Genomic DNA, 24,511 nt, shown 5'->3' on the forward strand with positions numbered 1-24,511 from the left:
TAAACCCTCCAACTTCATTACAAGCCTAAAACTTCTCTGTTCATTATTTCAATTGCTTTTTGTTCTTGCTTATAGGCTTGATATCTTAACTCATTTGCCTCTAAAACTAAACAATCTATCTTTTTAACTATTTCTCTATCTTTTATTATTGGTATTTGAACATCTCCCAAAGAGCTATCATCTATCATATTAACAACAGAACCATAGCTTTGCCTTTTTATTAGTATTTGCCCATAATCAGAATTTAAAAAACAGTAAATATATCCTGGATAAATTTTAGGGACTATTTTTAAAACATTTTGGCTCACTGCCATATTTTCCATGTGCTTAGGCACTATGACAACTTTTCCTATTGTTCCTCTATCTGTTACCAATATCCAATTTTCTTTTACTCTCAATTCTTTTTCATATCTTTTTTTATGAGTTATTTTCGAAAGATATTTATCTGTTTCCGGCGACAATTGTGTAATCTCTTTCCCACCAAGAAATGGATAACCATGTCCCTTTTGAACATAGTTTCTCTTAAAAACACCTGCTAGTACTATGTTTTCTGTAATCTCTTTATTCTCTAATTTTACTAAATCAGCCTTCTCCCTAAGGTGATTTTCTAATACTTTTATTATAGGCAAATGATAGTTGCTTTCAAGTCTACCATTTAAATCACTTAGTTTAATTGAAAAAGAGTTAATTTCTTTACTGTATGAAAAAGCTTCTTTCTTTAAGTCGTCAATAGGTGGAAGTTCTAATTCTTCTATCATTATTTTGGTAGCTTCATCTATAAGACGATTTGATTCATCTCTATTATCATACGAATTCATTATTAAATCATGTATCTTCTTCTTTATTATAAAGGGTGCATCGGGAATTAACATCTCTTTAAGATGCTCAGGTTCAATATGTGTAATAACTGAACCATAACTATTTGTTTTTAAAATATTATTCCCATACTCAGATTTTAAATAAGTATAAACATATCCTAAATCTTCTTCATTTCTAAAAGATGTTCGTATTACGTCATCTGAAAAAACTTTGTTTTTCAAAGTTTTAGATACAATAGTTACATTGCCGATAGTACCAGATCTTGTTAATAATAAAGTACCTAATTCCAGTCTTAATTTTTCAATAGAAGCTTTTGTTAATTTTGAAATCCATTTATTTGGTTCAGGATATATATCAGTCATTTGAGACGGGAGGTAAAATTCTATTCCTTCACCTTTTTCACAATAAATTCTTTTGAACCTTCCCGGATAAAAGCTATCTTCTATTAAGCCCTCATCACCATCCAATTGTACTAAAGGATACTTTCCGTTATTCAAAACATCTCTAATATGTTTAGATTCTACATCAAATACTTGAGCATCAAATCTTTTTCCTTTATTAATAACTTCAATTAAAGATACACTAGACCAACTTATATCATCTTTAGGGAGATCAATTATTCCTATAAATTCTTTTTCTAATTTTTTTGTCGCTGAATTTACCATGATATTCCCTCATTTATTTTCCATTTTCTAAAAATATTTGGAACAAGTACTGTTTGATCATCAACAACTTTTTCTCTACTTTCCATTTGAGCGGTTTTAGATCCTGACGATGTTTCATCAAGTTTATATATGTTTTGTTTTTCCGGAACCATAATCTCATTTCCGTCATTATCTCTCTTGAAAAGTGTATTGCCTCTCTTATCATGTCCAATTTTATCAACTATAGCCATATAAATATTATAATCTGCCATTTGCCCAGTTGATTCCTCTTTTGAAATTTCTTCCTCAGTTTTCTTTTGTAAAATCAACACGGAAGTTTGAGTACCATTCCTTGGTTGAAATGTATCTTCATGCAAGTCAATACTTGCAATGATTTTAGTATTTTTGATTAACCATTCTCTTATATAACCTGTTCCCGGTGAACCAAGTAAAGCATCAGGGAGTACAATTCCCATTCTTCCACCTGGTTTTAAAAATTGATAGCAACGTTCTATAAATAAAATTTCTGGCGATACTGAAGATTGATATCTATCAGTAATAGTCCATTTACCAGTTTTCTTATCTTGCTTCCAAATTTTCGCCAAATCAAATTGGCTTAATATGGCATGATCTTTAATTGGAATCTTACTTCCGAACGGTGGATTTGTAACAATAACATCAAAGTATCCTATACTATCTTTATTGATGAGTGTTTTCTTATCTATCTGCAACGCTGCTGACAATCTTATTTTAAAATCATCTGTCCATTCATGCGGTTGAAGTAAAGAATTATTCTGCAAAATATTACCACTGCCATCATTATTCATTACCATATTCATTTTTGTAGCTTTAACTAAATCAGGATTTATATCAAATCCAAAATAATTGTTCATAGCCATATCTGAGATTTTGTCTTGAAAGGCTTTCTTTTCAAAATCGTTCCATTCAGATTTTAACTTGCCAGTTTCTTTTTCAAATTCTATCTTCAGTTGCTTCATTGCATAGGTCATTGCAGTTACCAAAAACCCGCCTGTCCCACAAGAAGAATCCAATACCTTTTCGTCGATAGTTGGATTTATCATTTCTACTACCATCGCCATAACATTTCTTGGTGTAAAAAACTCTCCCCTATCGCCACGCAAATTTGCACCAACAATTTCCTCGTAAGCTTTTCCTTTAATGTCAATTCTTGTATTAAGTAAGCTGTATTTTTGAATTTCACTAACAATATATGATAATGTTCTGGGGTTAAGTTTTATAGTGTCATTAGGATCAAAAATTTTTGCATTCTTTTTTTCTTTTTTTACGCGGTCAAATATTTTTTCAATTCTATTTTTAACCGTTAATTGTCCATCTGAATTAGATCGCTCTTCACTCGTTGCGTAAAATTCAAGAGCCTTGGGGATATTTCTTTCATCTTCAATTTTGCAAAAAATAACTTTAAGCAACTCAAAAAATGCTGGCTGTTTCTGCATTCCTTCATTTACATAAATGTGATTGTGGCAAGTCTTAAATGTAAATAAAAGATTGTCATCTGATGCATTCTTAAGTGAAGCTCTCTTCGGACGATTGATATCATCAATATTGCCATCTGCAGATGGTATATCATTGTAATCCATAAACTGAATTACACCTTTATCATCAGTAAATTTTTTAAAGACAAACTTTTCTTTACTATTTGTCCACATCCCCCATTCAGCATTGGGGCAAGCGGACATATATGATTTTAATTGAGCCACGCCATCCTTAGCATTATTAGCTTCTATCTTTTCACTTTTACATTCAATTATTATCTTAATATTTTCTTGTTTTTTATCTGTTTCTTCATCAGGAAAAATTACAATGTCTGCTCTTTTCTTCCCAGAACCTATTTGGACAGTATATTCAACACATATTCTATCTCTTGAGTATTTATGTTCATTGACAAGTCTTTTTTCAACAGTTTGTCTTACATATTCTTCTGGCGTATCATTTCTAAATTTACCATCAATATAATCACATATTTTACCATCTGGAATAATTACCACTTTCGTTTCCATTTATCTTCCTCCGATTTTATGTTGAATTTTCATAATATCTCCAACCTCAACATTCAACGCAATGCACATCCTTGCTAATACATCAAGGTCTATTCTTTTCACTTTATTATTTGCATAGGAGTTTAACTGACTTCTTTGCAACTTAGCATTTTCTTCTAGCCAGTTTTTACTCAAGTTCTTTTCACTAAGCACATCATCTATTAAAAATTTAATTTCATTACTCACAACTTACACCTCCTATATTTTAAAACATTATACCACAAACAATAACTTCTTACAACTGTTAAAATATACAGCTGTTAAAAGTTATTATTGCTTCATTCATTGCGAATCATTTCGTATTTTTCAGCAACAACAAATGTATATCCCCCACTTCTTTTAAGAAAAATAGCAGATGCACTTAACTGTGATATTTCAGCTTTAATCGACCATGAGCCGAATTCTATTTTTGAAATCTTGCATATTATCTTCGACTACGAAAAGGAAATGAAGTTTCGTCCACTTGCAGGAAATGGCGAGTCTACCGCTCTTTTATCCCATAATCCCATTTTGATGATTTTCTATTAGAATGGGACGAAATGAGAAAGAAACATTATAACGAAGAAATAACCGATGAAGAATTTGAAGATTGAAAGTCGTCTTTTCCTAAGTAATCTCGGTTCCTGAAAAAACATAAATAGGCACAAAAAGACCATAACAACTAAGCTATAATCTGATTTTTTATCTTAATTTGTAAAGCCACAGGAATCTATTACTCAATTTATTCTTTTTGAAATCTTTACCCAATTTTGTCCCAACCGCTTATTCTGATTGACTATAAGCCTTGAAAATAAGCCGTTTTTGATATAATATCTTCTATTCCCACTCGATTGTTGCTGGTGGTTTGCTTGTTATGTCATATACAATTCTGTTTATATTTTCTACTTCGTTTACTATTCTTACGGAAACTCTGTCTAATACTTCATATGGAATTCTTGCCCAATCGGCTGTCATAAAGTCTGTTGTTGTAACTCCTCTTAAGGCCAGAGTGTAGTCGTATGTTCTAAAGTCCCCCATTACTCCAACTGTTTTGTTGTTTGTAATAACTGCAAAATATTGACTTATATTTTTATCTTCTCCCGCCTTTGCAATTTCTTCTCTAAATATTGCATCTGCATTTCTTAAAATTTCTAATTTTTCTTCTGTTACCTCACCCATTACTCTTATTCCTAAACCTGGTCCAGGAAATGGTTGTCTGAAAACTAAATATTCAGGCATTTTAAGTTCTAAACCTAATCTTCTTACTTCATCTTTAAATAAATCTCTTAAAGGTTCTATTAAGTCTTTAAAATCTACAACATCCGGAAGTCCACCTACATTGTGATGTGATTTTATAACTTTTGCATCTCCAAGACCTGACTCAATAACATCTGGATATATTGTTCCTTGTGCCAAATAATCTACTTGTCCTATTTTTTTAGCTTCATCTTCGAAAACTCTAATAAATTCTTCTCCAATTATTTTTCTTTTTTGTTCCGGATCTGTTACTCCTTTTAGTTTTTCTAAAAATCTATCTTTTGCATTTACTCTTACAAAATTTAATTCATCATTTTTAAAAGCAGCTTCTACCTCATCACCTTCGTTTTTTCTCATAAGTCCTGTATCAACAAATACACAAGTTAATTGGCTTCCAATAGCTTTTGAAAGTAATGATGCACAAACAGAAGAGTCAACTCCTCCTGAAAGAGCTAATAATACTTTTTTATCTCCTACAGTTTGTTTAATTTTGTGTATTTGTTCATTCATAAAGTTTTGCATTGTCCAATCACCACTTGCATTACAAATATCGTAAAGGAATGATTTTATTAATTCTTTTCCTTCTTCTGAGTGATTAACTTCTGGATGATATTGAACTGCATAAATTTTCTTTTCTTCATTTTCTATTCCAGCATAAGGACATGTAATAGTATGTTGAATACAGTCAAATCCTTCAGGAAGTTTTACAACTTGATCTTGATGACTCATCCAAACAGTTGTTTCAGATTTCATATTTGAAATAAGTTTTGAATTTTTATCTTTGATGCACAAAGTTTTTCCAAATTCCTTTTTGTCAGCTTTTTCAACAACTCCACCAAATGTTTGAGATATTAATTGCATTCCATAACATAATCCCAAAATTGGCATATTAAATTCAAAAATTTCTTTTTCAATTTTTGGCGCTTTTTCGTCATAAACACTATTTGGTCCACCTGTAAAAATTATACCGATAGGTTTTTTTCTCTTTATTTCATTAACTGCTTTATTATAAGGAACAACTTCACAATACACATTAAGATCTCTTACTCTTCTAGCAATTAATTGGTTATATTGTCCTCCAAAATCAACAACAAGAATTAATTCATTTTTCATTTGATAATCTCCTTAATTATATTTAACAATAATATTATATAATATTAGCAACAAAAGGTAAATATCAGTAAGGTTATTTTAAATGAAAAAGGAAGCCTTCGCTTCCTTTTAATTAATAATTTATTTTACTTCTGTTGGCACTGTAATTTTACCGTCTGCAATGCTCTTCTTTAATTCTTCAATTTTTTGTTTTAATTCATTAGGAATTTTAATCTTTAATTGATCTTCTTTTCCGTATGCAACGTCAACACCGTTTGTTTTAAGTGAAAATTCAATAGTTTCTCCACCTCTAAATTTTCCTTCGTATAAGTCTTTACCAACACTCTTAATAGCTTCATTTACTTTTTTGATTGTAGAAGCTATAACATATTCGGGTGCTAAGTAAGATTGATCTCTATCTACACCGAATACAAATTTTTTATTTTCTTTTGCTGATTCGATAACACCATTACCTGTACCACCTGATGCATGGAAAATCATATCAACTCCTGATGAGTACATACTGTTTGCAATGGCTTTACCTTTAGTAGCGTCTCCAAAACTTTCAGCATATTGAGCAACAACTTCTACTTTTTTATTATTGTCTTTTGCTGCTTGTTCAACGCCAGCTCTAAAACCTGCTTCAAATTTTTTGATTAATGGAGATGTAATACCACCAACGAAACCAACTTTATTTGAAGTAGTTAATGTTCCTGCCAAATATCCTACTAAAAATGAATTTTCATTATCTGCAAAAATTGTTCCGATAAGGTTTTTTGGAGTGTTTTCAAAAGAGGAATCAATAATTACATACTTTTGATCAGGATTAGCTTTTGCTGCAGCTTCAATATCTTTTGCTAATGCAAAACCAATTCCAGCGATTAAATCATTTTTACCATCAAGTAAAGTTTCTAGATTTGTCTTGTAATCAGAAGCTTGTTTACTTTCAACATAAGTAGGTTTTTCAATTATTCCTTCTTTTTGTAATTCTTTTAAGCCTTCATAAGCAGATTGATTAAATGATTGGTCATTAACACCACCAGTGTCAGTTACCATTGCATATTTGATTGGCTTTTTAGTATTTTCCTTTTTTTCTTCTGTTTTTGTTTCTTTTTTTTCATCAGGTTTAGAAGAACAACCTGTTAGAATCATAGCACCAACTAGAAGTGCTGCGAAAGTCTTTTTGAATTTCATATAAAACCTCCTAAATTATTTAGTCTAGTACATTATATATCAAAATAACTAAAATTTCAATACTTTTTATACTAATCTCCAATTAAATTTTCACCATTTTCTGAATTATTGTCATTTTGTTTATCAGATTGAATTTTTTCTCCGGATTCAGATTTATTATCTAAATATTGTCCAATGATATCTCTGACAATTGGTCCACAATATGCACCAGCTCCACCTTGAAATATTACAGTAGCAATAGCAATTTCCGGCTTATTATAAGGTGCAAAAGAAACATTCCAAGCATAATTATCATATGCTTGCCCAGTAACAGGATTGATTCCACTTTTTTGTGCTGTACCTGTTTTTGTACCAATTTCTATCGGTAAATTTTTAAAAATTTTAGAATTTTCAGAAGTTTTAGATGCCATATTCATTCCTTCTAAAATATATTTTAAATTTTTAGGATTAAAAGTTGATTTTTCGGTTTCAGGATTATTTTGAAATGACACCGTCTTATTATCATGGCTTACTATTTTTTCAATAACAGACGTTTTTAACTTTTGTCCACCATTTGCAATCATAGCCATATATCTTGCCATTTGTATAGGTGTATAAGCATTTTGTCCTTGTCCAATTACAGTATTTAATGAGTCTGCATTAGACCAAGAAGCTTGATTTAAATAATCAAATTTTATCATATCTGCTAAAGTAACTTTTGAATTTCCGACTGTTTCTTCAGCCTTTAATTCCAATTTTTCCAGTCTTTTAATTACTTCTGTTCTCGAAGGAACTGTTTCTTCATCAGCCCAGTTTACAATAGTATCAATTATTTTATTAAAGTCATAATCTTCTTTATTTTTATCATCTAAGATATATTTATCAATTTCTTTTTCTAATTTTTGCTTTAACATAGCTTTAGTTAAAGATTTTTTAGTATTTGAATCAGGAACAACTCCTTTACTTTCTTTTGGTACATTTATCTCAATACCTGTTCTTTCTCCAAGTCCCAATTCTTTTACAGTTTTAGACAAATCTTCAATTGTAATTTTAGTCCCTGTTTTTTTATTTGATTTAGGATTTTCTCCCAATGCCAAAGCATAGAAGTAGTAATTACAGCTATCTCTTAAAGCAGTTCTTAAATTTTCATTTCCATGTGTTCTTTTATATTGATTCCATATCCAACAGCCGAATTTAGTATCTCCAACATCCATTACACCCTGACAATTAATATTTTCATTAGGATTTAATCCTTTTTCAAGAGCCGCTAATGCGCTTGCAAGTTTAAATGTAGACCCCGGTTGTGAAATACTTTGTGTTGCAATATTATATAAAGGTCTAGGAGCAAGAAAATCTCTTGCATCTTCCGGAAATAAACTTATCCAATCACTATTTGAAATCCCTGTTACAAAAAGATTTGGATCATAAGAAGGATAACTTGCAAGTGCTAAAACTTTTCCCGTTTTAACATCAAGCACAACAACTGCTCCACTTGTTGCATTTTTGTGACTTTCGTTAGGTTTATAACTTCCCCACTTACTTTTATACTCGCTTCCATTTCTAATAGATTCCAAAGTACGTTTTAAAGACTCTTCTGCTACTTTTTGTAAGTCTGAATCTATTGATAGATATACATTTTTTCCAGGAACAGCCTGCGTTTCAGAAATTGTTTCTGTTCTATTTCCTCTATTATCAACCATTACTTTCTTAAAACCATCTTGTCCCTTTAAAGAAACTTCTTGACTTTCTTCAACTCCTGTTTTTCCAATAAAGCTATCCGAAGAATATCCCTTATCTTTAGTATATTTTTCAATTTCATCCTGTTGAGAAATTTTTCCAATATATCCTAAAATGTGAGAAGCTAATTCCCCATTAGGATAATGTCTTATTGGTTCCATCGAAACAGTAAATCCCTTATTATTTTCAAACTTTTCTTTTATATGAGAAACACAAGGCTCAGAAATTCCATAAGTAAGAGTAATAGGAATATATGCTTTATCTCCCTGTAATTCAACTTTTCTATTTAAAACTAAATAACTATATGCAGTATAGTTATCTAAATCTTCAATAGAATAAGTCTTTTTTAATATGGAAAATAGACTTTCACCAGTATAATCGTCCTTTACTTTATACCTATTCTTTATTTCTGTTCGATTTATATTATATACATAATCAAATGATTTATTTGTTATAGAAATTTTTAAAATAATATTATTTTCAGTATTTACTTCTTGGGCAATGTTTTTTATATCGTCAGATAAAACAAAATCATAAAGCAAATTATTTTCTTCTGCAAGAGAAATTAAGTGAGTCAAAGGTTCGATGTCTTTTTTTTCGTTATCCTTATAATTAAATTGCACTTTTTCTTTATCTTTTTCATCTTTGACTAATGTGTACTCAACATTTGTATCAATATTTTTTTCTTCTAATTTCTTTAATAAAATCTCTGCAGGAATTATTTTATTTCCTTTTTTATCAACTTTTACATAACTCAATAATTTATCCATAGTAAATTTTCTAACCATATTATAGAAATCATCTTTTGCACTGGTTTCTAAAGTTACTTTTGAATTTTGTTTATTTAATTCCGATTTTATTAGTAACAAATTATATCTATTCAAATCAATCAATGGACTTAGCTCAATATTTTTTAAAAGATTTTTTTTCTTTAATTCATCATAAACTAATTTTCTTGCCAAAGGTTGATCCAATATTTTTCTTATTATTGACTTATCATCCTTTACTAAATCTGCAACATGCGAATAAATTCCTTTAGAAAGATCTTTATCTTTTGCATATTCTTCATATTTTTTATCTTTAGAAAAACTTATATCTCCACTATCTACATCAAAAAAATCACTTGGAACATATATTCCTTTAAGTTGTAAATCTCTTATAACCTTTTTTATAATATAGTACGAAAATTTTGATGAAGAATTTTTTTCAATTCTAAGCTTTAAAATATCTTCTACCAATTTATTTTCTAAAATTATATCCAAAACTTTTTCTTTAGGAGACTTTGACTCAGTAAAATAATCAACATCAGAAGAATACACAAAATAATTAATTCCTAAAAAATAATCATCAGTATCCCAACTTGCACCATCTTTATTAAGTATTCTAGTTAATTCTTCAATTTTACTTACTTTCTCATCTTTATTTAATCTATTAAATTCATCTTTCAAAATTTGAACAGCCGGACTAGTCTTAACTCCTGCTAATAATTTACCATTTCTATCATAAATATTACCTCTTGGAGCTGTTATTTTTACATCCTTAAGTCTATTATTATCCGCTTTATCTCTATAGTCATCACCATTCATTATTGTTAAATGAAACAGTTTTACAACAAGTGCAATCATCAAAATAAATAAAATGGAATAAACTATCTTATATCTCAATTGTCTATCATTAATCTTTTCTAATTTATTCTTATCAAAAATCTTCATATAATTTACCTACTAAAATCTAAATTTTTTCTTTTTAAACACTTTTCTCAAAACATAATTACATATCAAGTACAATAAAACATTTAAAAGCATCTCTATAATTATTGGACCTTTTAAATATTTTATAAACCTTGCTGATGATGAATTTTCCAAAAACATATAAATTATTGTATTCATAACCCAATAAAACAAAGTTGCTACAACAGTAATTATAGAGCCTGAACGTATGTCTCCTTTGTTTATGGAGTCTTCATTATATCCAACTATAAATCCTATCATATAATATATCAACGCTCTTATCCCTATAACTCTTGAAAATAAAATATCTTCAAAAAATCCAAGTACAATCCCGGAGTATCCGGAAATATAAGAACCGAAATTCATAGCAATTGTAACAACAACTGCTAAACTCATATTTGCTTTAGAGTTAAATATACTAAAATTAGGTAATATCGCTGTTTGTATCATTATACTTGCAAAAAACATTAATACAACTTTTAATCTATTCATTGTCTTCACCATTTCCTTTTAATACAAACACCCTAAACAAAGTCGTAAAGTCTACAGGAGATTTTACACTAACTTTTTTTTCTAAATTATTTTCTGAAGATTTTACCTCTGTAACTTCTCCGATGTATAAGTTTCTTGGAAATACTCCACCTCTACCTGAAGTAACTAATTTATCGCCAACCACAACGTCAGCATCTGATTTATACATAAAACCAGACAAAAGATTGTTTTCTTGACCATTTATAGCTCCATATGATTGTGTTCTAACGACATTAAATGAAACATTACTTGCAGAGTCAACTAAACTGGAAACTTTACTCCAATTATATCCGACTTCAACTACCTTTCCAACAACTGCCTTAATATAAGTATTTTCCTTATCTCCAATGGTTCCTTGAACAATAATATCTCCAACTTTAACACCATCTTTACTACCTTTATTTATGTTAAACCTTACAAACAAACTATTGTTATCTAGAGCAATCACATTAGCACTTAAAAGATTTTCTTTATTTTTTAAATACAAATTATATTCATTTTTTAAAAATTCTTCTTTAGCTATTATGTTCTCCATACTTATATTTTTTTCTTTAAGTTCTGCGTTTTCAATTTTTAGTTTTTCATTTTCTTCTCTAATTGCTTTTGATCCAAAAATATTCTTAAAAACCTCTTTTGAACTTGCAATAGAAGAATAAACTATTCTTGAAATTGAACTAGTAACCGTTCCTATCGCATTTTCTCCAATATTCATAATAGAAGAATTATTACTGAAAAAAATTATAGAACTTAAAATTATCACTGTTGTAAAAAAAGAAATTTTCTTTTTACGTGCTTTAATATTTCTAAATCTATTCATTATTTTTTCTCCTATTATTTTTAGCTTTCATATTATTAACCAAGATACTTGCTCCTTCACAAGTACAGGTCAATGGATTTTCAGATATATTTATAGCTATTCTCAATTCGTTTTGTAAATACTCAACACAACCGTTAATTTTAGAACAACCTCCTGTTAGAAATATTCCATTTCTTAAAACATTCCCTGTCATTGACGGAGGAGTCTTTTCCAAAATAACTTTTATTGCGTCAGCAACTGCATTAAAAAGCGGAAATAACGAAGATGTTATATCTTTCCCATAAATTGTAGCATTTCTAGGCATACCACTGTTTATATCTCTACCGAATATTGAAAGACTATTAGTGATATTGCTAGTTATAAATGAAGATAGATTAATCTTTATAAATTCCGCAGTTTCTTTATCTATCATCAAATCATATTTATTTTTTACGATATTTATGATGTCATAATCTATTGAATCTCCACCAATATCAACAAATTTAGACGCAACAACTCCACCTAAACTAACTAAAGAAACATCTACAGTTCCTCCTCCAATATTAGCCACAATACTTCCTGACGGTTCTAAAGCCGGAAGTCCCATTCCAATTGCAGATGCAACTGCGCTTGGAATAAATTCAATGCTTCTAGCACCGGAATAAATTACACAATCTTCGATAGCTCTTCTATCAACTTCAGAAATACCACTTGATATCGCAATATGCACCTTTGGATGAAAAACTGAAAAACTCGATTTTGCTTTTTTTAATAAATTTGTTAGCATTACTTGAGCAATTTCAAAATTTATTATCTTCCCACCTTTTATGGGTGCCAATGTTATTATATTATCTGGAGTTTTTCCTTCCATATTTTTTGCTTTTTCTCCAACTGCAACTATTTCATAATTATTTAAATCCACTGCAACAACAGAAGGTTCCATAATTTTACCATCTTTTCTTTTTGAGTATATTAGAGTGTTAGACGTACCTAAATCTAAGGTCAAATCTTCTCCTAAAATCCACGAAAAACCCATTTTTCTACCTCTCTTACCTCATTAATCCTTTTTCTTTTAAACTAACATATTTATTATATCCGATTATAATATGATCTAATAATCTTATTCCAACTAAATCTCCAACCTCTTCCAATCTTTTAGTTATATCTATATCTTGTGAACTTGGAGTAGGATCCCCACTTGGGTGATTATGCAAACAAATAATACTATTTGCACTATATCTTAGGGCATATTTAAAAACTTCTCTTGGATGAACTATAGAAGAATTTAAATCTCCTTTAGATATTTCATCCCAAGAAATTATTTTATTCTTAGTATCTAATAAAAGAACATAAAAATGCTCTTTCATTTCATCTCTCAGTATATTCATAAAAATATCAGCAACGCTTTTAGGAGAACCTATAGAAAAATTATCAACACATTCCCTCATATTCAATCTTTTTGAAAGTTCTAAAGCTGAAACTATAGAACAAGCCTTTGAAAGACCTATTCCATCAATTTTCATCAAATCATTAATTGTAATCTCACTAATTCTATGAAACTTACTCATATATTTCCATAATTTTTTTGAAAGAGTCAAAACATCTTCTTTTTTTGAACCACTTCGAATTAAAATTGCTATAAGTTCATATTCGCTTAAATTTTCTAATCCAAATTTATAAAGTTTTTCTCTCGGTTTATCAGTTTCTTCAAGCTCTTTTATCGAAACAGTAAAAGTTTCTATATCTTCATATTCAATATTTTTTACGCTATTTACTTCATTTATTATTTTTTCTCCAAAAGATAGATTTTCTTCTTTAATTTCTTTTTCAAAAATTTTTTTCTCTTTTAATTTTTCATCGTTTAAAAAAATTTTTAACTCTTTTAAAAAATTTTCATAATCATTACTTGACATAATTACCTCTTAAAATTTTATACATATAATTTGAAATAATACCAACCAAGATTCCGGTAAAAACTCCAATTATACCTAAAAAAGGAATAAAATTAATCAAAGTTCTTGTATTTAAAAGAACCATAGAAACCAGTATTTGAACCATAACATGAGAAACAGACCCCAAAACACTTATTCCTATTAAACTTAAATACTTACTACAAAACTTATTTAATATATACATAGTAACAATGCTTGTAAATCCCGCTGAAAAATTATATATAAAACTTATAGGATTTCCTAATATTATTACTAATAAAATCGCCTTAAGAAATGAAATAAAAAATGTTTCTTTAAAACCGAAAAGTAAGATTGAATTTATAATTATTATATTTGACAGCCCTAATCTTACATTTGGAATAGGTATTGGAATATAATACTCTAATAATGATACTATTAAAGCAACTGAAACAAATAATGAAATTAAAATAACTTTTTTTGCTTTCATTAATTTACCACATCCAAATCATTATTTTGTCTTGATTTTATTTGTATCACCAATCTATTTGGCATACAAATAATTGCTTGTCCAACTTTATTTATTTTTCCAAACTTAACATCGAGTTTATCGGGACAACTCGCTTCGATAACTCTAACTCCATCATTATCTACTTCTAAAATATTAAGTCCAAAAGAAGTTCTTATAGGATAAACTTTCTTTTCATTTCCAAATGTTATCTGCTTAATTTCTTCTCCATTTACTTGAACACTTATATATTTATCTTCGGTTGTTATAAAACTTTTATTTATATATACAAATGAAAAGCAAAAAATAATAATTAAAGTAAAGATAACAATAATATCTCCTTTTTTCATATACACTTCCCTATTTTTACTATGAATATCCTATCAATATAACAAATATTAAAAAGACAGGATTATCATCTCAACATTAATTTTATCAAAAAATTATCTATTTTTCAATGTTTTAAAAATTTTTTTCTGGAAATAATCCATATATTTATTAACTAAACAAAAAAAGTAGTATTAAAAAAATTTAAAAATACTACTTTTTTATCTTTATTTTCATTTTTTCAAAAATTAATTAACTGAATTTATATAATGCCCTTTAAACACATTTTTATAATTAAATTTTTTTGAATATTTTAAATATTCAACACATTCTTTTAAAATTCTATAGATCATATCAGAATCTTCATAAGTAAAATCAAGTCTTACTCTGTCAACTCCAAGCTCAAATATTTCATTTATATTTTCTCTTAAATCAAGGGCAATATGATTTCTTATTTCAGTTCTGCAAAACATATCTTGAAATAGTCTAAATTCTCTATTCTCCATATCTTTTAAAATATAGTCACTTCTTGCACATTCAGCACAACGCCTATCTTTGTGACAATCTTTTGTCAAAACACCCATTGCACAGTATTCCGTAAGCATTGCTCTTGTATGTCCATAAATTATCATATCAACATTTGCATTTTTTTCTTTTGATTTATTCAATAAACTTTTTATTTCAAATTTATTTATTTCTTGTGAAATTGTTATATCTTCAGCATCAAAATATTTTTCAAAAAATCTCAATGAATATGAGTTATAAATATTAAAATATGTGTCTATATTGAATTTTTTAGTTCCAAATTTTGATTTAAAAAAATTTTTTGAACCCCAAGTTGATATTTGAACTTTATTAAAAATTTCATTATTTATTTTAGATAAATATTTTTCTAATATAGAATACTCTTCATTTCTTATAACACCTAAAGCGCTATAAACTAAATTTATCCCAATAGTTTTAAATTTATTATAATATTCTTCAAGTAAAGTAAAATCTTCAGTATAAATTTCTCTTATATACTCTGATATATCCGGATTTTCTAAAATTTTATCAAGTTGAGAATTTTTATGTACTTTTAATGTAATCTTTCCATTAAATACTTTTTTATCTTTCAGATAGCTAAAATTCTTATAAGAATATATAATCCTTTTACTTGAAAAATCCAGTTTATATTCCTCATATTTTTCAATTGCTTTTCTTCTAAGATTATTCAATACTGAAACTGGAACAAAGACATCTTTATCTACAAATATATTATCAAAAACGAATTTGTAAGGAGTTCCACCAGTTTTACACAATTTTTCAATAATCTTATCTATTTCAGCTTCTTTATCATTTGCCTTTTCTATTTTTTCGTCTGAATAAACTTCAATATTTTCTAAAATAAACTTTGCTTTTTCACCAACTTTTATAAAAATTTCACATTTTAAATTTATCTTTTTATTCTCAATTCCTTCTATAAATGATTTATTGGCATTATCTACCAATAATTTATCAGAAGTTTTGTAAACAGGAGTTTTAGATTTTATATTTTTCACAAAATCAATTTCTATAATTTCTCCAGCTACTCCAAAGTCAAAAATTTCACCATTTTTAATTATTCTACCAATACTTCCTCCACCTAAATTAATACCGTCTCCTTTCGAAAGTTTGCCGGATAACTTTATTTTCAATTTGTTCTTTTTGGAGTTAAAACTTAAAACTTCTCCAACTTTTACTCCAACATTATTAGGCTTATCTAAATTGATTATATCAGAACCGTTTTTACTCATAAGGTATCCTGATGTGAATTTTCTATTAAAAATAGCTTCTAAATCTTCTTTTAAAGCCTTTTTATCATCTGTAATTTTATTATTTATGTAATTGTCTATAGTTTTTCTGTATCTTGATGTAACAACTGCTACATATTCTGGTCTTTTCATTCTTCCTTCAATTTTTAAAGATTTAACACCAGTATCCAATATTTTTTCAATGTTTTCTATACTACATAAATCTTTTGGACTCAATAAGTAATTTCCATTTACATCAATAATTTTTCCTGTTGTCTTGTTAATCAATTTATAGCTTTGCCTACAAGGCTGAGCACAACGGCCTCTATTTCCTGAACGATCTCCAAGCATTGAGCTCATCAGACATTGTCCTGAATAACTTATACAGATTGCTCCGTGAATGAATACCTCAATGTCTATATCAACATTATCACAGATTTCCTTAATTTCTTCTATACTAAGTTCTCTTGCAAGAACTACTCTGTTAAATCCAACTTTTTTTAATTCTAAAACGTCATTTAATGAATGTGCAGATATTTGAGTTGATGCATGAAGTTCCATATTTGGATATCTTTTTCTTAAAACTTCTGCAACTCCAATATCAGATAAAATTATTGCATCCACACCAATTTTATATAAAAAATCTGTATAAGAAATCAATTCTTCAACTTCGGTTTCTTTAATAGATGTATTAACAGTGACAAATATATATACATTCCTAAGTTTTGCATATTTTACAGCTTCTATAAGCTCATCATTGTCAAAATTTGTTGCAGAAGCTCTTGCTCCAAAACTGCTACCGCCCAGATAAATAGCATCTGCACCATTTTGAATTCCGGCTTTCAAGGATTCCATAGAACCCGCCGGAGATAAAAGTTCAAACATAAAATCCCTCACAATAAAAATTATATCTTTATAAAATGTGTAAAGACATGTTTATTATACCACATTTTTTGCAATATAAAAGGAGAAATTAAAATTCCTCCTTTTAAAATATTCAATCATATTTAAATTTTATAAGAAAAGTATTAATAAAAATCAAAATAAAATGGATTATTATTATAATCATAAACAAGAAAATTGATTTAGTGCCTAATAATTCAAATTTCCCAAATACAACTGGATATAATATTGCTAATAATTGAAATATTACATAGCATAAATTTATAATTAAAAATTTATAATTTATCTTATACAAAATTGAGAATGTCATATATAATAAGAGTATGACAATGAATGTCCCTCCATTAAGTTCATCAATTATCGGCAAAACCATTAGAAATAAATATTTATCAACACTGTATATATACTCATTATTTAAATCGACATAATCCAACATAAACATAAGCACAATAAATATAACAAAATTTACAATCCATAAATAATTTATAAAATATTTTTTAGCAATATTCATAACCAACACCTCAATATAAAATCTGTTATTTATTAAAACTTAATTTTTAAGATGTTTAAATTGGTATAAATTAATAAGATGTAGCAAAATTATTATCAATATATTTGTAAAAAAATACATCATTGAAATATTATCTTCAAAACCGGCACGTCCTATAGTTATTGGATATATATTGAGAATAAAATATATACTCAAAAATATTTGATTTATAATTAAATATATTTTGTTTGAACAGAAAATTAAATTTAAAATCGAATAAAGTAATATGCTGTAAAAAAATATATGAGTCAAACCATATTCAGGTGGTGACAATATCTTATTCACTCTAAAAATATTAATTAATATATATCTATAATAATTAAATGTAAACTCTTGATTTAACATTATATTTTCTAAAAGAAAAAATGATATTATAAACAAAAATATGCTTAAAACAGAAATTGTTCTCGATTTCATAATAATTTCCTCCTGTTTCACTGTACAATATATACTTTATAAAAGTATTATAATACAGCAAATTAAAAAAGTCAATCATTTAGAATTTATTTTAAAATTGGAAAGTGAGTTCCCATATCTTAATTCTTTTCTTAAATCCTGAATAACATTATCCATTTTTTCAAGTTCTAAAAGTAATTCCTTTTCTTTTTCAGTTGTTTCATGTATAGCAACTATCGCTCCATTATTTATTACAATTCTCTTATCAGCAATTAATGCAAGTATTGGATCGTGTGTTGCCATTAATACAATTTTATTTTCACTAACTAATAAATCTAATGCTTTTTTCCTATCAATTCCTGCATTTTCAATCTCATCAATCAAAACAATCGGAGATGAACTTAAAATTGCTGTATCTGCAATCATTAAAGCTCTGGACTGTCCACCACTTAATGAAGTTATAGGAGTATTTAAGTCAAATTTTTCTCCTGCAAGTTTATTTGCCTCTACAATTATTTTGTTAATTACTTCTTCTTCATTTTCAACCATTCTACTTTTAGCGTGAAGTTCTATAAATTCATAAGCGGATAAATCCATAACAAAATTCATATTTTGAGAAAGTTGAGATACTAATTTATTATTAGCACTTAATCTCCATTTCTTATCAGCGTCTTTCCCATTTATTAAAATTTTTCTATTAGTGGGAGTATCTCTATCTGCTACCCATTCAATATCTCCTAATAGTCTTGATTTTCCACTTCCTGTTGGTCCAACTATTGAAACTATTTCTGATTTATTAATTTTAAATTCATCATAGTTTTCTCTATTACCGAACTTATCTGTACCGGCAAGTAGAGTTATTGAATTTACTTCATCATCTTCTAGTCCTAAAAAACTTTTCATTTGATTTATATATATTTCTAATGAATCACAAAGCAATTCTTCATCTATTGCAAGTTCTTCTTTTTCTTCTTCAGAAAATGAATGTAAATACTCTGCAAATGATAAATGTTTACTATTTGAAATATCAAAGTTATTTTCTTCAAAAAAAACTTCAACAAAAGGATATTTTTCAATTAATTTTTCAATTTTTAGATTACGCATTTTTATCCTCCAATTTCATTTTTTTGATATTTCCCATTTGATATTTCGCCCCTATTTTCTTTTCTCCCAAGCAGTAGGAACATAATGCAGTTGGCATTGCAAATTTTAATTCCATACCATTTACTGTATTTATTGAGTTATTTTCATCATATAATAAAGTACTTAATTCATAAGTTCCTTGTCCTGTGAGACCATTTATATTCATAACTATAGCACTTGGATTAACAGATGCAACTCTTGATGAAAAAACTTCTCTTTCGGCCTGTGAAACAATATCTCCTTTTGTTATAACAACATAATCCGCACTTTTTAACATCGGACCTATTTTTTTAGGTGTATTTATACCTGATAAGTTATCAATAACACAAACTGCTTTTATATTTTTTATATAGGGTGAACATCTATTACAAAGTCCTGCAGATTCCGTAATTAAAATATCTAGGTTATTGCTTATTCCCCATTGAACAACTTCTTCAATATTGGATACAAAGAAATGATCTGGACATAAAGCACCAGAAAGGCCTTTTCTAACTAAAATATTGTTTTTTTCATAAATTAAATCATCATCAGTATATAGACAGTCAAATTTTACAACTCCTGCTTTAATACCTCTATTTTTTAAGCTTTCAATTGTCTTTACTATTACACTGGTCTTCCCTGATGAAGGAGGACCTGAAAATACTACTAAATTCATATAAACCTCTATTTTAATATTTCTTCATTAAAAATCTTTTCAGATTCTTTCATAATCTTTACTATATCATTATTGTGAATATAATCCCAACCACAGAATAGAAATCCACAATCTTTATCCAACATATTATCTACACCATATATCGTAGTAGGAAATTTTCCGTTTGAAGAAAGTAATTTTCCAACATCTTCATTTCTAAAAAATTCAACAACCTTTTGTGCTTTTTCATTATCCTTTTTAGCCATTATAAACACAGGGCTGACAATTGCACCATCCTTTGGCCAAACAACTTTTAGTGCTGAACTTCTTGACACCATTTGTGTGAAAAAATATGGAGTTATACTAACAAGTGGATTGTTTTTTGAATCTCCTTTTTTCTTAACCATTTCAGCAGGATGTAAACTCTTTTTATATATCTTTGCCAATGCCTTAATTCCTTTAATTCCCCATTTTGCATAAATATTCACAACTAAAGCATTGAACATATCCAAATCAGATAATGGTATTGCAACACTATCTGTATACTCTCCACTAAAAAGTAAATCATCCCAAGAAGTAGGAATTTTTCTTCCATTAAGATTATTTTCATTCACTAAAAATACACAAGGAACTACTGCAATAATATTGTAGATATTTTTTGGATCTCTTAAACAGATTTTTTCATTATCAAAGTCTTTATTCATCTGCTTATTTTCTATATAAAATTTATCCTCTTCAAAAAATTTCCCAAATTTATCTTTATCAAAAAATAACTCAAAACCTGCTGAAATCATAATATCTGCAACCTTATTAATATCTCCGGAATCAATATCATTTTCAATCCAATCTAAACCCAAATTTGCTGACTTTAGTTCATATCCAATTGTTAAATCATTCGTCTTTTCATCTTCAACAAATTTATCAAAAGCTTCTAAAATTGGAATTTTTAGAGGGCATGGCAAAACACCTCTTACAATAACATCACCTGAAATAATTTTTTCTTCTTCAAGTGATTTATCAACAGTGCTATGTTCATCATTCAAAAATAAATCTAGCTTTTCTTCGAAAGCAGCTTTATTAATTCCTCTAACTTTTAAAGCCATATTTAAAGAAACCATTTTACCCATTGTTTTTAACATTTTTTCATTTTTTAATTGATCAAAACCATTATTTATAAAAAACTGTAAAAGTTTTTCGTTTCCATTTAAAATATTATATAATTTATCATCAAAATTTATTTTTTCCATAATTACCTCCTAACAGTGAAATAATATTACAACAAATTTTTTAATGTGTATGTTGCAAATGCAATATAATGAAAAAAATCGAAAATAATTTTCGATTTCTATCTTTTTCTTCTATTGACTTTTTTACTCTTAAAATAAACATTTTTTAAATATAACACTCCTACTATTTCCACAACTCCTAACATAATGAGTGCATAATTAGTATATGATTTTGGCTCTTTTTCGCTAAGTCCTTTTACATATTTTTCTTTATAAACTAAATTTGTTATAAGTTCTGTTGAGGCTTTTGCTAATGTTATTTCTGAACCATTTTTGGTGTTATAATACTTTACATTTGAATTTATAATATATTTGTATTCATCATTTCCTAATAAATTATATTTAAAATTCTTAAAACTATCAAAAGTAGAAAATGGAGAACTTTCTAAATTTAATTTCATAACATTAATATTATTTACAGTTGTAATAGTTGCAGAAATTGGATATTCAACATTTAACTTTTTCTCAACTTTAGGTTCAATTGAAGTTTCAAAAGTTACAACAATTTGTTTGTCTGCCGTTGGTTTTAAAACTCCTAAACTGTCATATCCACTACCACCTAAAATTTTATCAAAGTTTTCAACAAAAATTTCATATAAATTATCTTCTGAAAATCTTTGACGAACATTTTCCGGAACTTCTCCTAAAAATATAGTCTTCATAAAATTTTCAACATTAATTGATGATTTTTCAATATTTTCTTTGTATCCAGAATTTACTTGCTTATCTCCTGAAAACACCTTAGTTGTTATATTTACATCTTTTCCAATAGTATATAGAATAGGTGTTTTACTCTTTCCGCTAAATTCATGAGTTAAAATTAAAGTTTTATTATTCTTATTTTCTTCAACTTTTATATCTTCTCCACCGGATAAGAATAATTTTGTCTTATCTGTGGAGTATTTAATTGTAATCTCATATTTTAAGTTTTCAGCCTTATTCGATTCTAAATTGAATTTCCTAAGAGTTCCAACATCATCTTTTTTGAAATTAACAGGTTCATAAGCCGGAGAATCTATATTACTTACAATCTCTTTATAAAATTCACTACCTGTTGGAGATTTAAATTTATCATTCAAAAATTTAAAAGAATATGGAATATCTGCACCATCCATCTTTATTGAAAATTTACTTAATTTTTCAATGCTGCTATTAAATGTTAACCCCATTTTTAAAGTAGAATTCCCATTATTTGTACTTTTTAGAGTATAATTGGCTTTATATATCCCATCCAATTTATTTTCATTTGAAGTTGCATTTGAAAAGTCTATCTTCGACTCTCCGGTTAATTCCAAATTCTTAGTATCAGATAAATTAAATGGTTCATAAATTCTATAATTATCAGTCAAATTATTTTGTTCTGCCTCAGTTCTATACGTATTGCTCAACAAAAAGCAAAATAACGTTAACATAAGTAAAAATCTATTTTTCATATTTTCCTCCAACTCTTTATATGAGCTATTATATCATTAATACATACTATTGTAAAGTTCCTTAAAGCATAAAAAATCACAGATTAAACAATCTGTGATTTAAAATAATTCTATAATAATTCTATTGTATGTGTTTGTTTTATATTTTTATCAACAGCTATATTTACAGTGCAAATTTTTCCTGCAAGCTTAATCACTTTCTCAATATCATCAATACTTGCATCTGTTTTTAAAAAATATTTTGTCCTTATTTCTGAATATTCTTGGTTCTTAAATGGAGTATCTCCAATATTATCAGTATTTACAACATCCGCTTCAACTTCAATATTCAAATCTTCAAAATCAATTTTATAATATTTTGATGACTTTATGAAAGTTAAAAGTTTACAACCTGCAAGAGCACCCATAAACATAGCTCCTGGAGACATATATCCGGAATTTGCTTCTTTACATTTTAAACTATGTGTAACTATCTCCTGACCATTACTGGATAAAATCATCTCTCCATTTTTTTCTAATCTTATACTACAAATCATAACTAAAACAACTTCAATATATTACCGATAAATACACCATAATAGTTACCGATAACATATCCTAAAATACCAACTAACATTGCAGGAACAACTAATTGATTCCAACCTCTCGCAATAGCAAGTGCTGCTGCTGTTGTTGGACCTCCGATATTAGCATTTGATGCAATACAAACTTCTTCGATTGAATATCTGAAAATTTTACCAAAAATAAATGAAATAAGCATATTTATAACTACAATAAGAATACAGAATACCAATAACCATGGTGCTTTCTTCAAAATAATTTCAATTGATGCAGGTGCACCGATTGCTCCAAAGAAAATATGAATTAAGAATGTACCAATTTCTTCTGCACCTGAAATTTTAGTTAAGAATTTAGTATAAGTAGCTAAAATAACTGTAATAGTAGTCATTAATAAATACTTACTACCTAACAAACCGAATAATAAATCAACAAGGAATTTTAATCCTGTTCCCATTGTTTTAGTATCAGGCTTAAATCCTGAAATATACGCACCTAATTCTGTTGAAATTGCAACTATTGCAAATGAAATAGAAACAACTTTTGCAACATCTAACAATGAAACATCTTTTTTAGTCCAAAATTGTGCAGCTTTGTTTTCTCCTGCAGAACCTAATTTTTCCATTTCATCTTCATAAGGATGTGAATAATGTTTCCTGAAAAATTTCATTGTAGGAATAATTGTTAAACTTACAAAGTAAATTCCCATAAATAAGTTATCAGCTACAACTGCAGAACCAAGTAATCCTTTATCAGTTAAAGGAAAAGCATCTGCCATAGCAGTTAAGTTCATACTACCACCAGTATAAGTTCCTACCATCATTGCACTTAGTTTATAAAGTTCCGGAATAAAATTTCTCAACAAGAAAAACGCAATAAATGCTCCCAAAATTGTTCCAAGACCACTAAGCAAATAAATTCCTATAAGTCTTCCTGATTCTTTCCAAACTTTCTTTAAGTCTGCTTTGAAGAGTAACATAGGAATTGCAAGAGGAACTACCCAACCCCATACTATATCATATGCTGTTGTATCTTCTGCCGGGATAATTTTAAGATTTGATAAAACCATCGTAAAAGCCAATGCTAAAATACAGCCTGTAACTTTTCCTGCCCAGCTATAAGTTTGTTCAAGATAAATACTGAATGCAGCTATTGCACATAAAATAGCTAACAATACTAAAGTGTTATCTATCTTGATAAGTGACCAATATTTTTGTTTTGCCACTTCTTGAGCAAAATATAACATAAAATACCT

The 24,511-nt window shown here is 27.9% G+C and carries 21 protein-coding genes; 1 reads left to right on the forward strand and 20 read right to left on the reverse strand.

The genetic code is table 11. The features are described from left to right. Window positions 1-17: 17 nt before the first annotated feature. From VJI94_RS01490 to VJI94_RS01500, 3 genes are read right to left on the reverse strand one after another with little or no spacing between them, the layout of a single operon-like run. On the reverse strand, window positions 18-1,484 hold the full coding sequence (locus VJI94_RS01490; RefSeq protein WP_324008070.1) for a restriction endonuclease subunit S: 1,467 nt from the start codon (window positions 1,482-1,484) through the stop codon (window positions 18-20). Further along, window positions 1,478-3,502: an N-6 DNA methylase gene (locus VJI94_RS01495; RefSeq protein ID WP_324008071.1), complete on the reverse strand. Its 2,025-nt coding sequence runs from the start codon at window positions 3,500-3,502 to the stop codon at window positions 1,478-1,480. The genes VJI94_RS01490 and VJI94_RS01495 overlap by 7 nt, the downstream gene beginning before the upstream one ends. After that, window positions 3,503-3,727, reverse strand: a complete 225-nt coding sequence (locus VJI94_RS01500; RefSeq protein WP_324008072.1) for a helix-turn-helix transcriptional regulator — start codon at window positions 3,725-3,727, stop codon at window positions 3,503-3,505. It lies immediately after the preceding gene. Window positions 3,728-3,826: 99 nt separating this feature from the next. On the opposite strand from VJI94_RS01500, the gene VJI94_RS01505 reads away from it, so the two are divergent. Then, on the forward strand, window positions 3,827-4,069 hold the full coding sequence (locus tag VJI94_RS01505; protein WP_324008073.1) for a hypothetical protein: 243 nt from the start codon (window positions 3,827-3,829) through the stop codon (window positions 4,067-4,069). 288 nt (window positions 4,070-4,357) lie between these two features. On the opposite strand, the gene guaA is transcribed toward VJI94_RS01505, so the two are convergent. The 17 genes from guaA to VJI94_RS01590 form a co-directional block, all read right to left on the reverse strand. Next, window positions 4,358-5,890 (reverse strand): glutamine-hydrolyzing GMP synthase, encoded by a 1,533-nt coding sequence (gene guaA / locus VJI94_RS01510; RefSeq protein ID WP_324008074.1) that lies wholly within the window; start codon window positions 5,888-5,890, stop codon window positions 4,358-4,360. A gap of 120 nt (window positions 5,891-6,010) precedes the next feature. Then, window positions 6,011-7,063: a BMP family ABC transporter substrate-binding protein gene (locus VJI94_RS01515; protein WP_004833331.1), complete on the reverse strand. Its 1,053-nt coding sequence runs from the start codon at window positions 7,061-7,063 to the stop codon at window positions 6,011-6,013. 71 nt (window positions 7,064-7,134) lie between these two features. Further along, window positions 7,135-10,491, reverse strand: coding sequence for a penicillin-binding transpeptidase domain-containing protein (locus VJI94_RS01520; RefSeq protein WP_324008075.1), 3,357 nt, complete (start codon window positions 10,489-10,491; stop codon window positions 7,135-7,137). A gap of 12 nt (window positions 10,492-10,503) precedes the next feature. Further along, entirely contained in the window at window positions 10,504-11,001 is a 498-nt protein-coding gene (mreD, locus tag VJI94_RS01525; protein WP_324008076.1) for a rod shape-determining protein MreD, read from the reverse strand. Next, window positions 10,994-11,857, reverse strand: a complete 864-nt coding sequence (gene mreC, locus VJI94_RS01530) for a rod shape-determining protein MreC (protein ID WP_324008077.1) — start codon at window positions 11,855-11,857, stop codon at window positions 10,994-10,996. The genes mreD and mreC overlap by 8 nt, the downstream gene beginning before the upstream one ends. Further along, window positions 11,850-12,872 (reverse strand): rod shape-determining protein, encoded by a 1,023-nt coding sequence (locus tag VJI94_RS01535; protein WP_004833327.1) that lies wholly within the window; start codon window positions 12,870-12,872, stop codon window positions 11,850-11,852. Before VJI94_RS01535 ends, mreC begins: the two co-directional genes overlap by 8 nt. 13 nt (window positions 12,873-12,885) lie before the next feature. Beyond that, window positions 12,886-13,749: a RadC family protein gene (radC, locus tag VJI94_RS01540; RefSeq protein WP_314938314.1), complete on the reverse strand. Its 864-nt coding sequence runs from the start codon at window positions 13,747-13,749 to the stop codon at window positions 12,886-12,888. Beyond that, window positions 13,739-14,236: a Gx transporter family protein gene (locus tag VJI94_RS01545; protein WP_004833325.1), complete on the reverse strand. Its 498-nt coding sequence runs from the start codon at window positions 14,234-14,236 to the stop codon at window positions 13,739-13,741. Before VJI94_RS01545 ends, radC begins: the two co-directional genes overlap by 11 nt. Then, the gene (locus VJI94_RS01550) at window positions 14,236-14,604 is read right to left on the reverse strand and encodes a NusG domain II-containing protein (RefSeq protein ID WP_248109533.1); all 369 of its coding nucleotides are present in this window, start codon (window positions 14,602-14,604) and stop codon (window positions 14,236-14,238) included. Before VJI94_RS01550 ends, VJI94_RS01545 begins: the two co-directional genes overlap by 1 nt. Before the next feature lie 225 nt (window positions 14,605-14,829). Continuing rightward, complete coding sequence (locus tag VJI94_RS01555) at window positions 14,830-17,238, reverse strand: U32 family peptidase (RefSeq protein WP_324008078.1); 2,409 nt, start codon at window positions 17,236-17,238, stop codon at window positions 14,830-14,832. Window positions 17,239-17,350: 112 nt separating this feature from the next. After that, complete coding sequence (locus tag VJI94_RS01560; RefSeq protein ID WP_324008079.1) at window positions 17,351-17,767, reverse strand: hypothetical protein; 417 nt, start codon at window positions 17,765-17,767, stop codon at window positions 17,351-17,353. A 531-nt stretch (window positions 17,768-18,298) separates the two neighbouring features. Further along, the gene (locus VJI94_RS01565) at window positions 18,299-19,306 is read right to left on the reverse strand and encodes an ATP-binding cassette domain-containing protein (RefSeq protein ID WP_314719810.1); all 1,008 of its coding nucleotides are present in this window, start codon (window positions 19,304-19,306) and stop codon (window positions 18,299-18,301) included. Next, window positions 19,299-20,000 (reverse strand): GTP-binding protein, encoded by a 702-nt coding sequence (locus tag VJI94_RS01570; protein WP_324008080.1) that lies wholly within the window; start codon window positions 19,998-20,000, stop codon window positions 19,299-19,301. The genes VJI94_RS01565 and VJI94_RS01570 overlap by 8 nt, the downstream gene beginning before the upstream one ends. Before the next feature lie 8 nt (window positions 20,001-20,008). After that, on the reverse strand, window positions 20,009-21,226 hold the full coding sequence (locus tag VJI94_RS01575) for an ABC transporter substrate-binding protein (RefSeq protein ID WP_324008081.1): 1,218 nt from the start codon (window positions 21,224-21,226) through the stop codon (window positions 20,009-20,011). A gap of 98 nt (window positions 21,227-21,324) precedes the next feature. Then, window positions 21,325-22,698 (reverse strand): hypothetical protein, encoded by a 1,374-nt coding sequence (locus VJI94_RS01580; RefSeq protein ID WP_004833317.1) that lies wholly within the window; start codon window positions 22,696-22,698, stop codon window positions 21,325-21,327. A 110-nt stretch (window positions 22,699-22,808) separates the two neighbouring features. After that, on the reverse strand, window positions 22,809-23,234 hold the full coding sequence (locus VJI94_RS01585) for an OsmC family protein (RefSeq protein ID WP_029949074.1): 426 nt from the start codon (window positions 23,232-23,234) through the stop codon (window positions 22,809-22,811). A gap of 2 nt (window positions 23,235-23,236) precedes the next feature. Continuing rightward, window positions 23,237-24,502: a DUF819 domain-containing protein gene (locus tag VJI94_RS01590; RefSeq protein WP_004833315.1), complete on the reverse strand. Its 1,266-nt coding sequence runs from the start codon at window positions 24,500-24,502 to the stop codon at window positions 23,237-23,239. Between the last annotated feature and the right edge of the window lie 9 nt (window positions 24,503-24,511).

The sequence above is a fragment of the Parvimonas sp. D9 genome (genome assembly GCF_035282565.1).
Lineage (GTDB): Bacteria > Bacillota > Clostridia > Tissierellales > Peptoniphilaceae > Parvimonas > Parvimonas micra.

What these genes read in the sequence shown, in the direction of transcription:
- VJI94_RS01490 (WP_324008070.1), bottom strand. Translation starts at nt 1,484, where the DNA reads ATGGTAAATTCAGCGACAAAAAAATTAGAAAAAGAATTTATAGGAATA.
- VJI94_RS01495 (WP_324008071.1), bottom strand. Translation starts at nt 3,502, where the DNA reads ATGGAAACGAAAGTGGTAATTATTCCAGATGGTAAAATATGTGATTAT.
- guaA (WP_324008074.1), bottom strand. Translation starts at nt 5,890, where the DNA reads ATGAAAAATGAATTAATTCTTGTTGTTGATTTTGGAGGACAATATAAC.
- VJI94_RS01515 (WP_004833331.1), bottom strand. Translation starts at nt 7,063, where the DNA reads ATGAAATTCAAAAAGACTTTCGCAGCACTTCTAGTTGGTGCTATGATT.
- VJI94_RS01520 (WP_324008075.1), bottom strand. Translation starts at nt 10,491, where the DNA reads ATGAAGATTTTTGATAAGAATAAATTAGAAAAGATTAATGATAGACAA.
- mreD (WP_324008076.1), bottom strand. Translation starts at nt 11,001, where the DNA reads ATGAATAGATTAAAAGTTGTATTAATGTTTTTTGCAAGTATAATGATA.
- mreC (WP_324008077.1), bottom strand. Translation starts at nt 11,857, where the DNA reads ATGAATAGATTTAGAAATATTAAAGCACGTAAAAAGAAAATTTCTTTT.
- VJI94_RS01535 (WP_004833327.1), bottom strand. Translation starts at nt 12,872, where the DNA reads ATGGGTTTTTCGTGGATTTTAGGAGAAGATTTGACCTTAGATTTAGGT.
- radC (WP_314938314.1), bottom strand. Translation starts at nt 13,749, where the DNA reads ATGTCAAGTAATGATTATGAAAATTTTTTAAAAGAGTTAAAAATTTTT.
- VJI94_RS01545 (WP_004833325.1), bottom strand. Translation starts at nt 14,236, where the DNA reads ATGAAAGCAAAAAAAGTTATTTTAATTTCATTATTTGTTTCAGTTGCT.
- VJI94_RS01550 (WP_248109533.1), bottom strand. Translation starts at nt 14,604, where the DNA reads ATGAAAAAAGGAGATATTATTGTTATCTTTACTTTAATTATTATTTTT.
- VJI94_RS01555 (WP_324008078.1), bottom strand. Translation starts at nt 17,238, where the DNA reads ATGTTTGAACTTTTATCTCCGGCGGGTTCTATGGAATCCTTGAAAGCC.
- VJI94_RS01560 (WP_324008079.1), bottom strand. Translation starts at nt 17,767, where the DNA reads ATGAATATTGCTAAAAAATATTTTATAAATTATTTATGGATTGTAAAT.
- VJI94_RS01565 (WP_314719810.1), bottom strand. Translation starts at nt 19,306, where the DNA reads ATGCGTAATCTAAAAATTGAAAAATTAATTGAAAAATATCCTTTTGTT.
- VJI94_RS01570 (WP_324008080.1), bottom strand. Translation starts at nt 20,000, where the DNA reads ATGAATTTAGTAGTATTTTCAGGTCCTCCTTCATCAGGGAAGACCAGT.
- VJI94_RS01575 (WP_324008081.1), bottom strand. Translation starts at nt 21,226, where the DNA reads ATGGAAAAAATAAATTTTGATGATAAATTATATAATATTTTAAATGGA.
- VJI94_RS01580 (WP_004833317.1), bottom strand. Translation starts at nt 22,698, where the DNA reads ATGAAAAATAGATTTTTACTTATGTTAACGTTATTTTGCTTTTTGTTG.
- VJI94_RS01585 (WP_029949074.1), bottom strand. Translation starts at nt 23,234, where the DNA reads ATGATTTGTAGTATAAGATTAGAAAAAAATGGAGAGATGATTTTATCC.
- VJI94_RS01590 (WP_004833315.1), bottom strand. Translation starts at nt 24,502, where the DNA reads ATGTTATATTTTGCTCAAGAAGTGGCAAAACAAAAATATTGGTCACTT.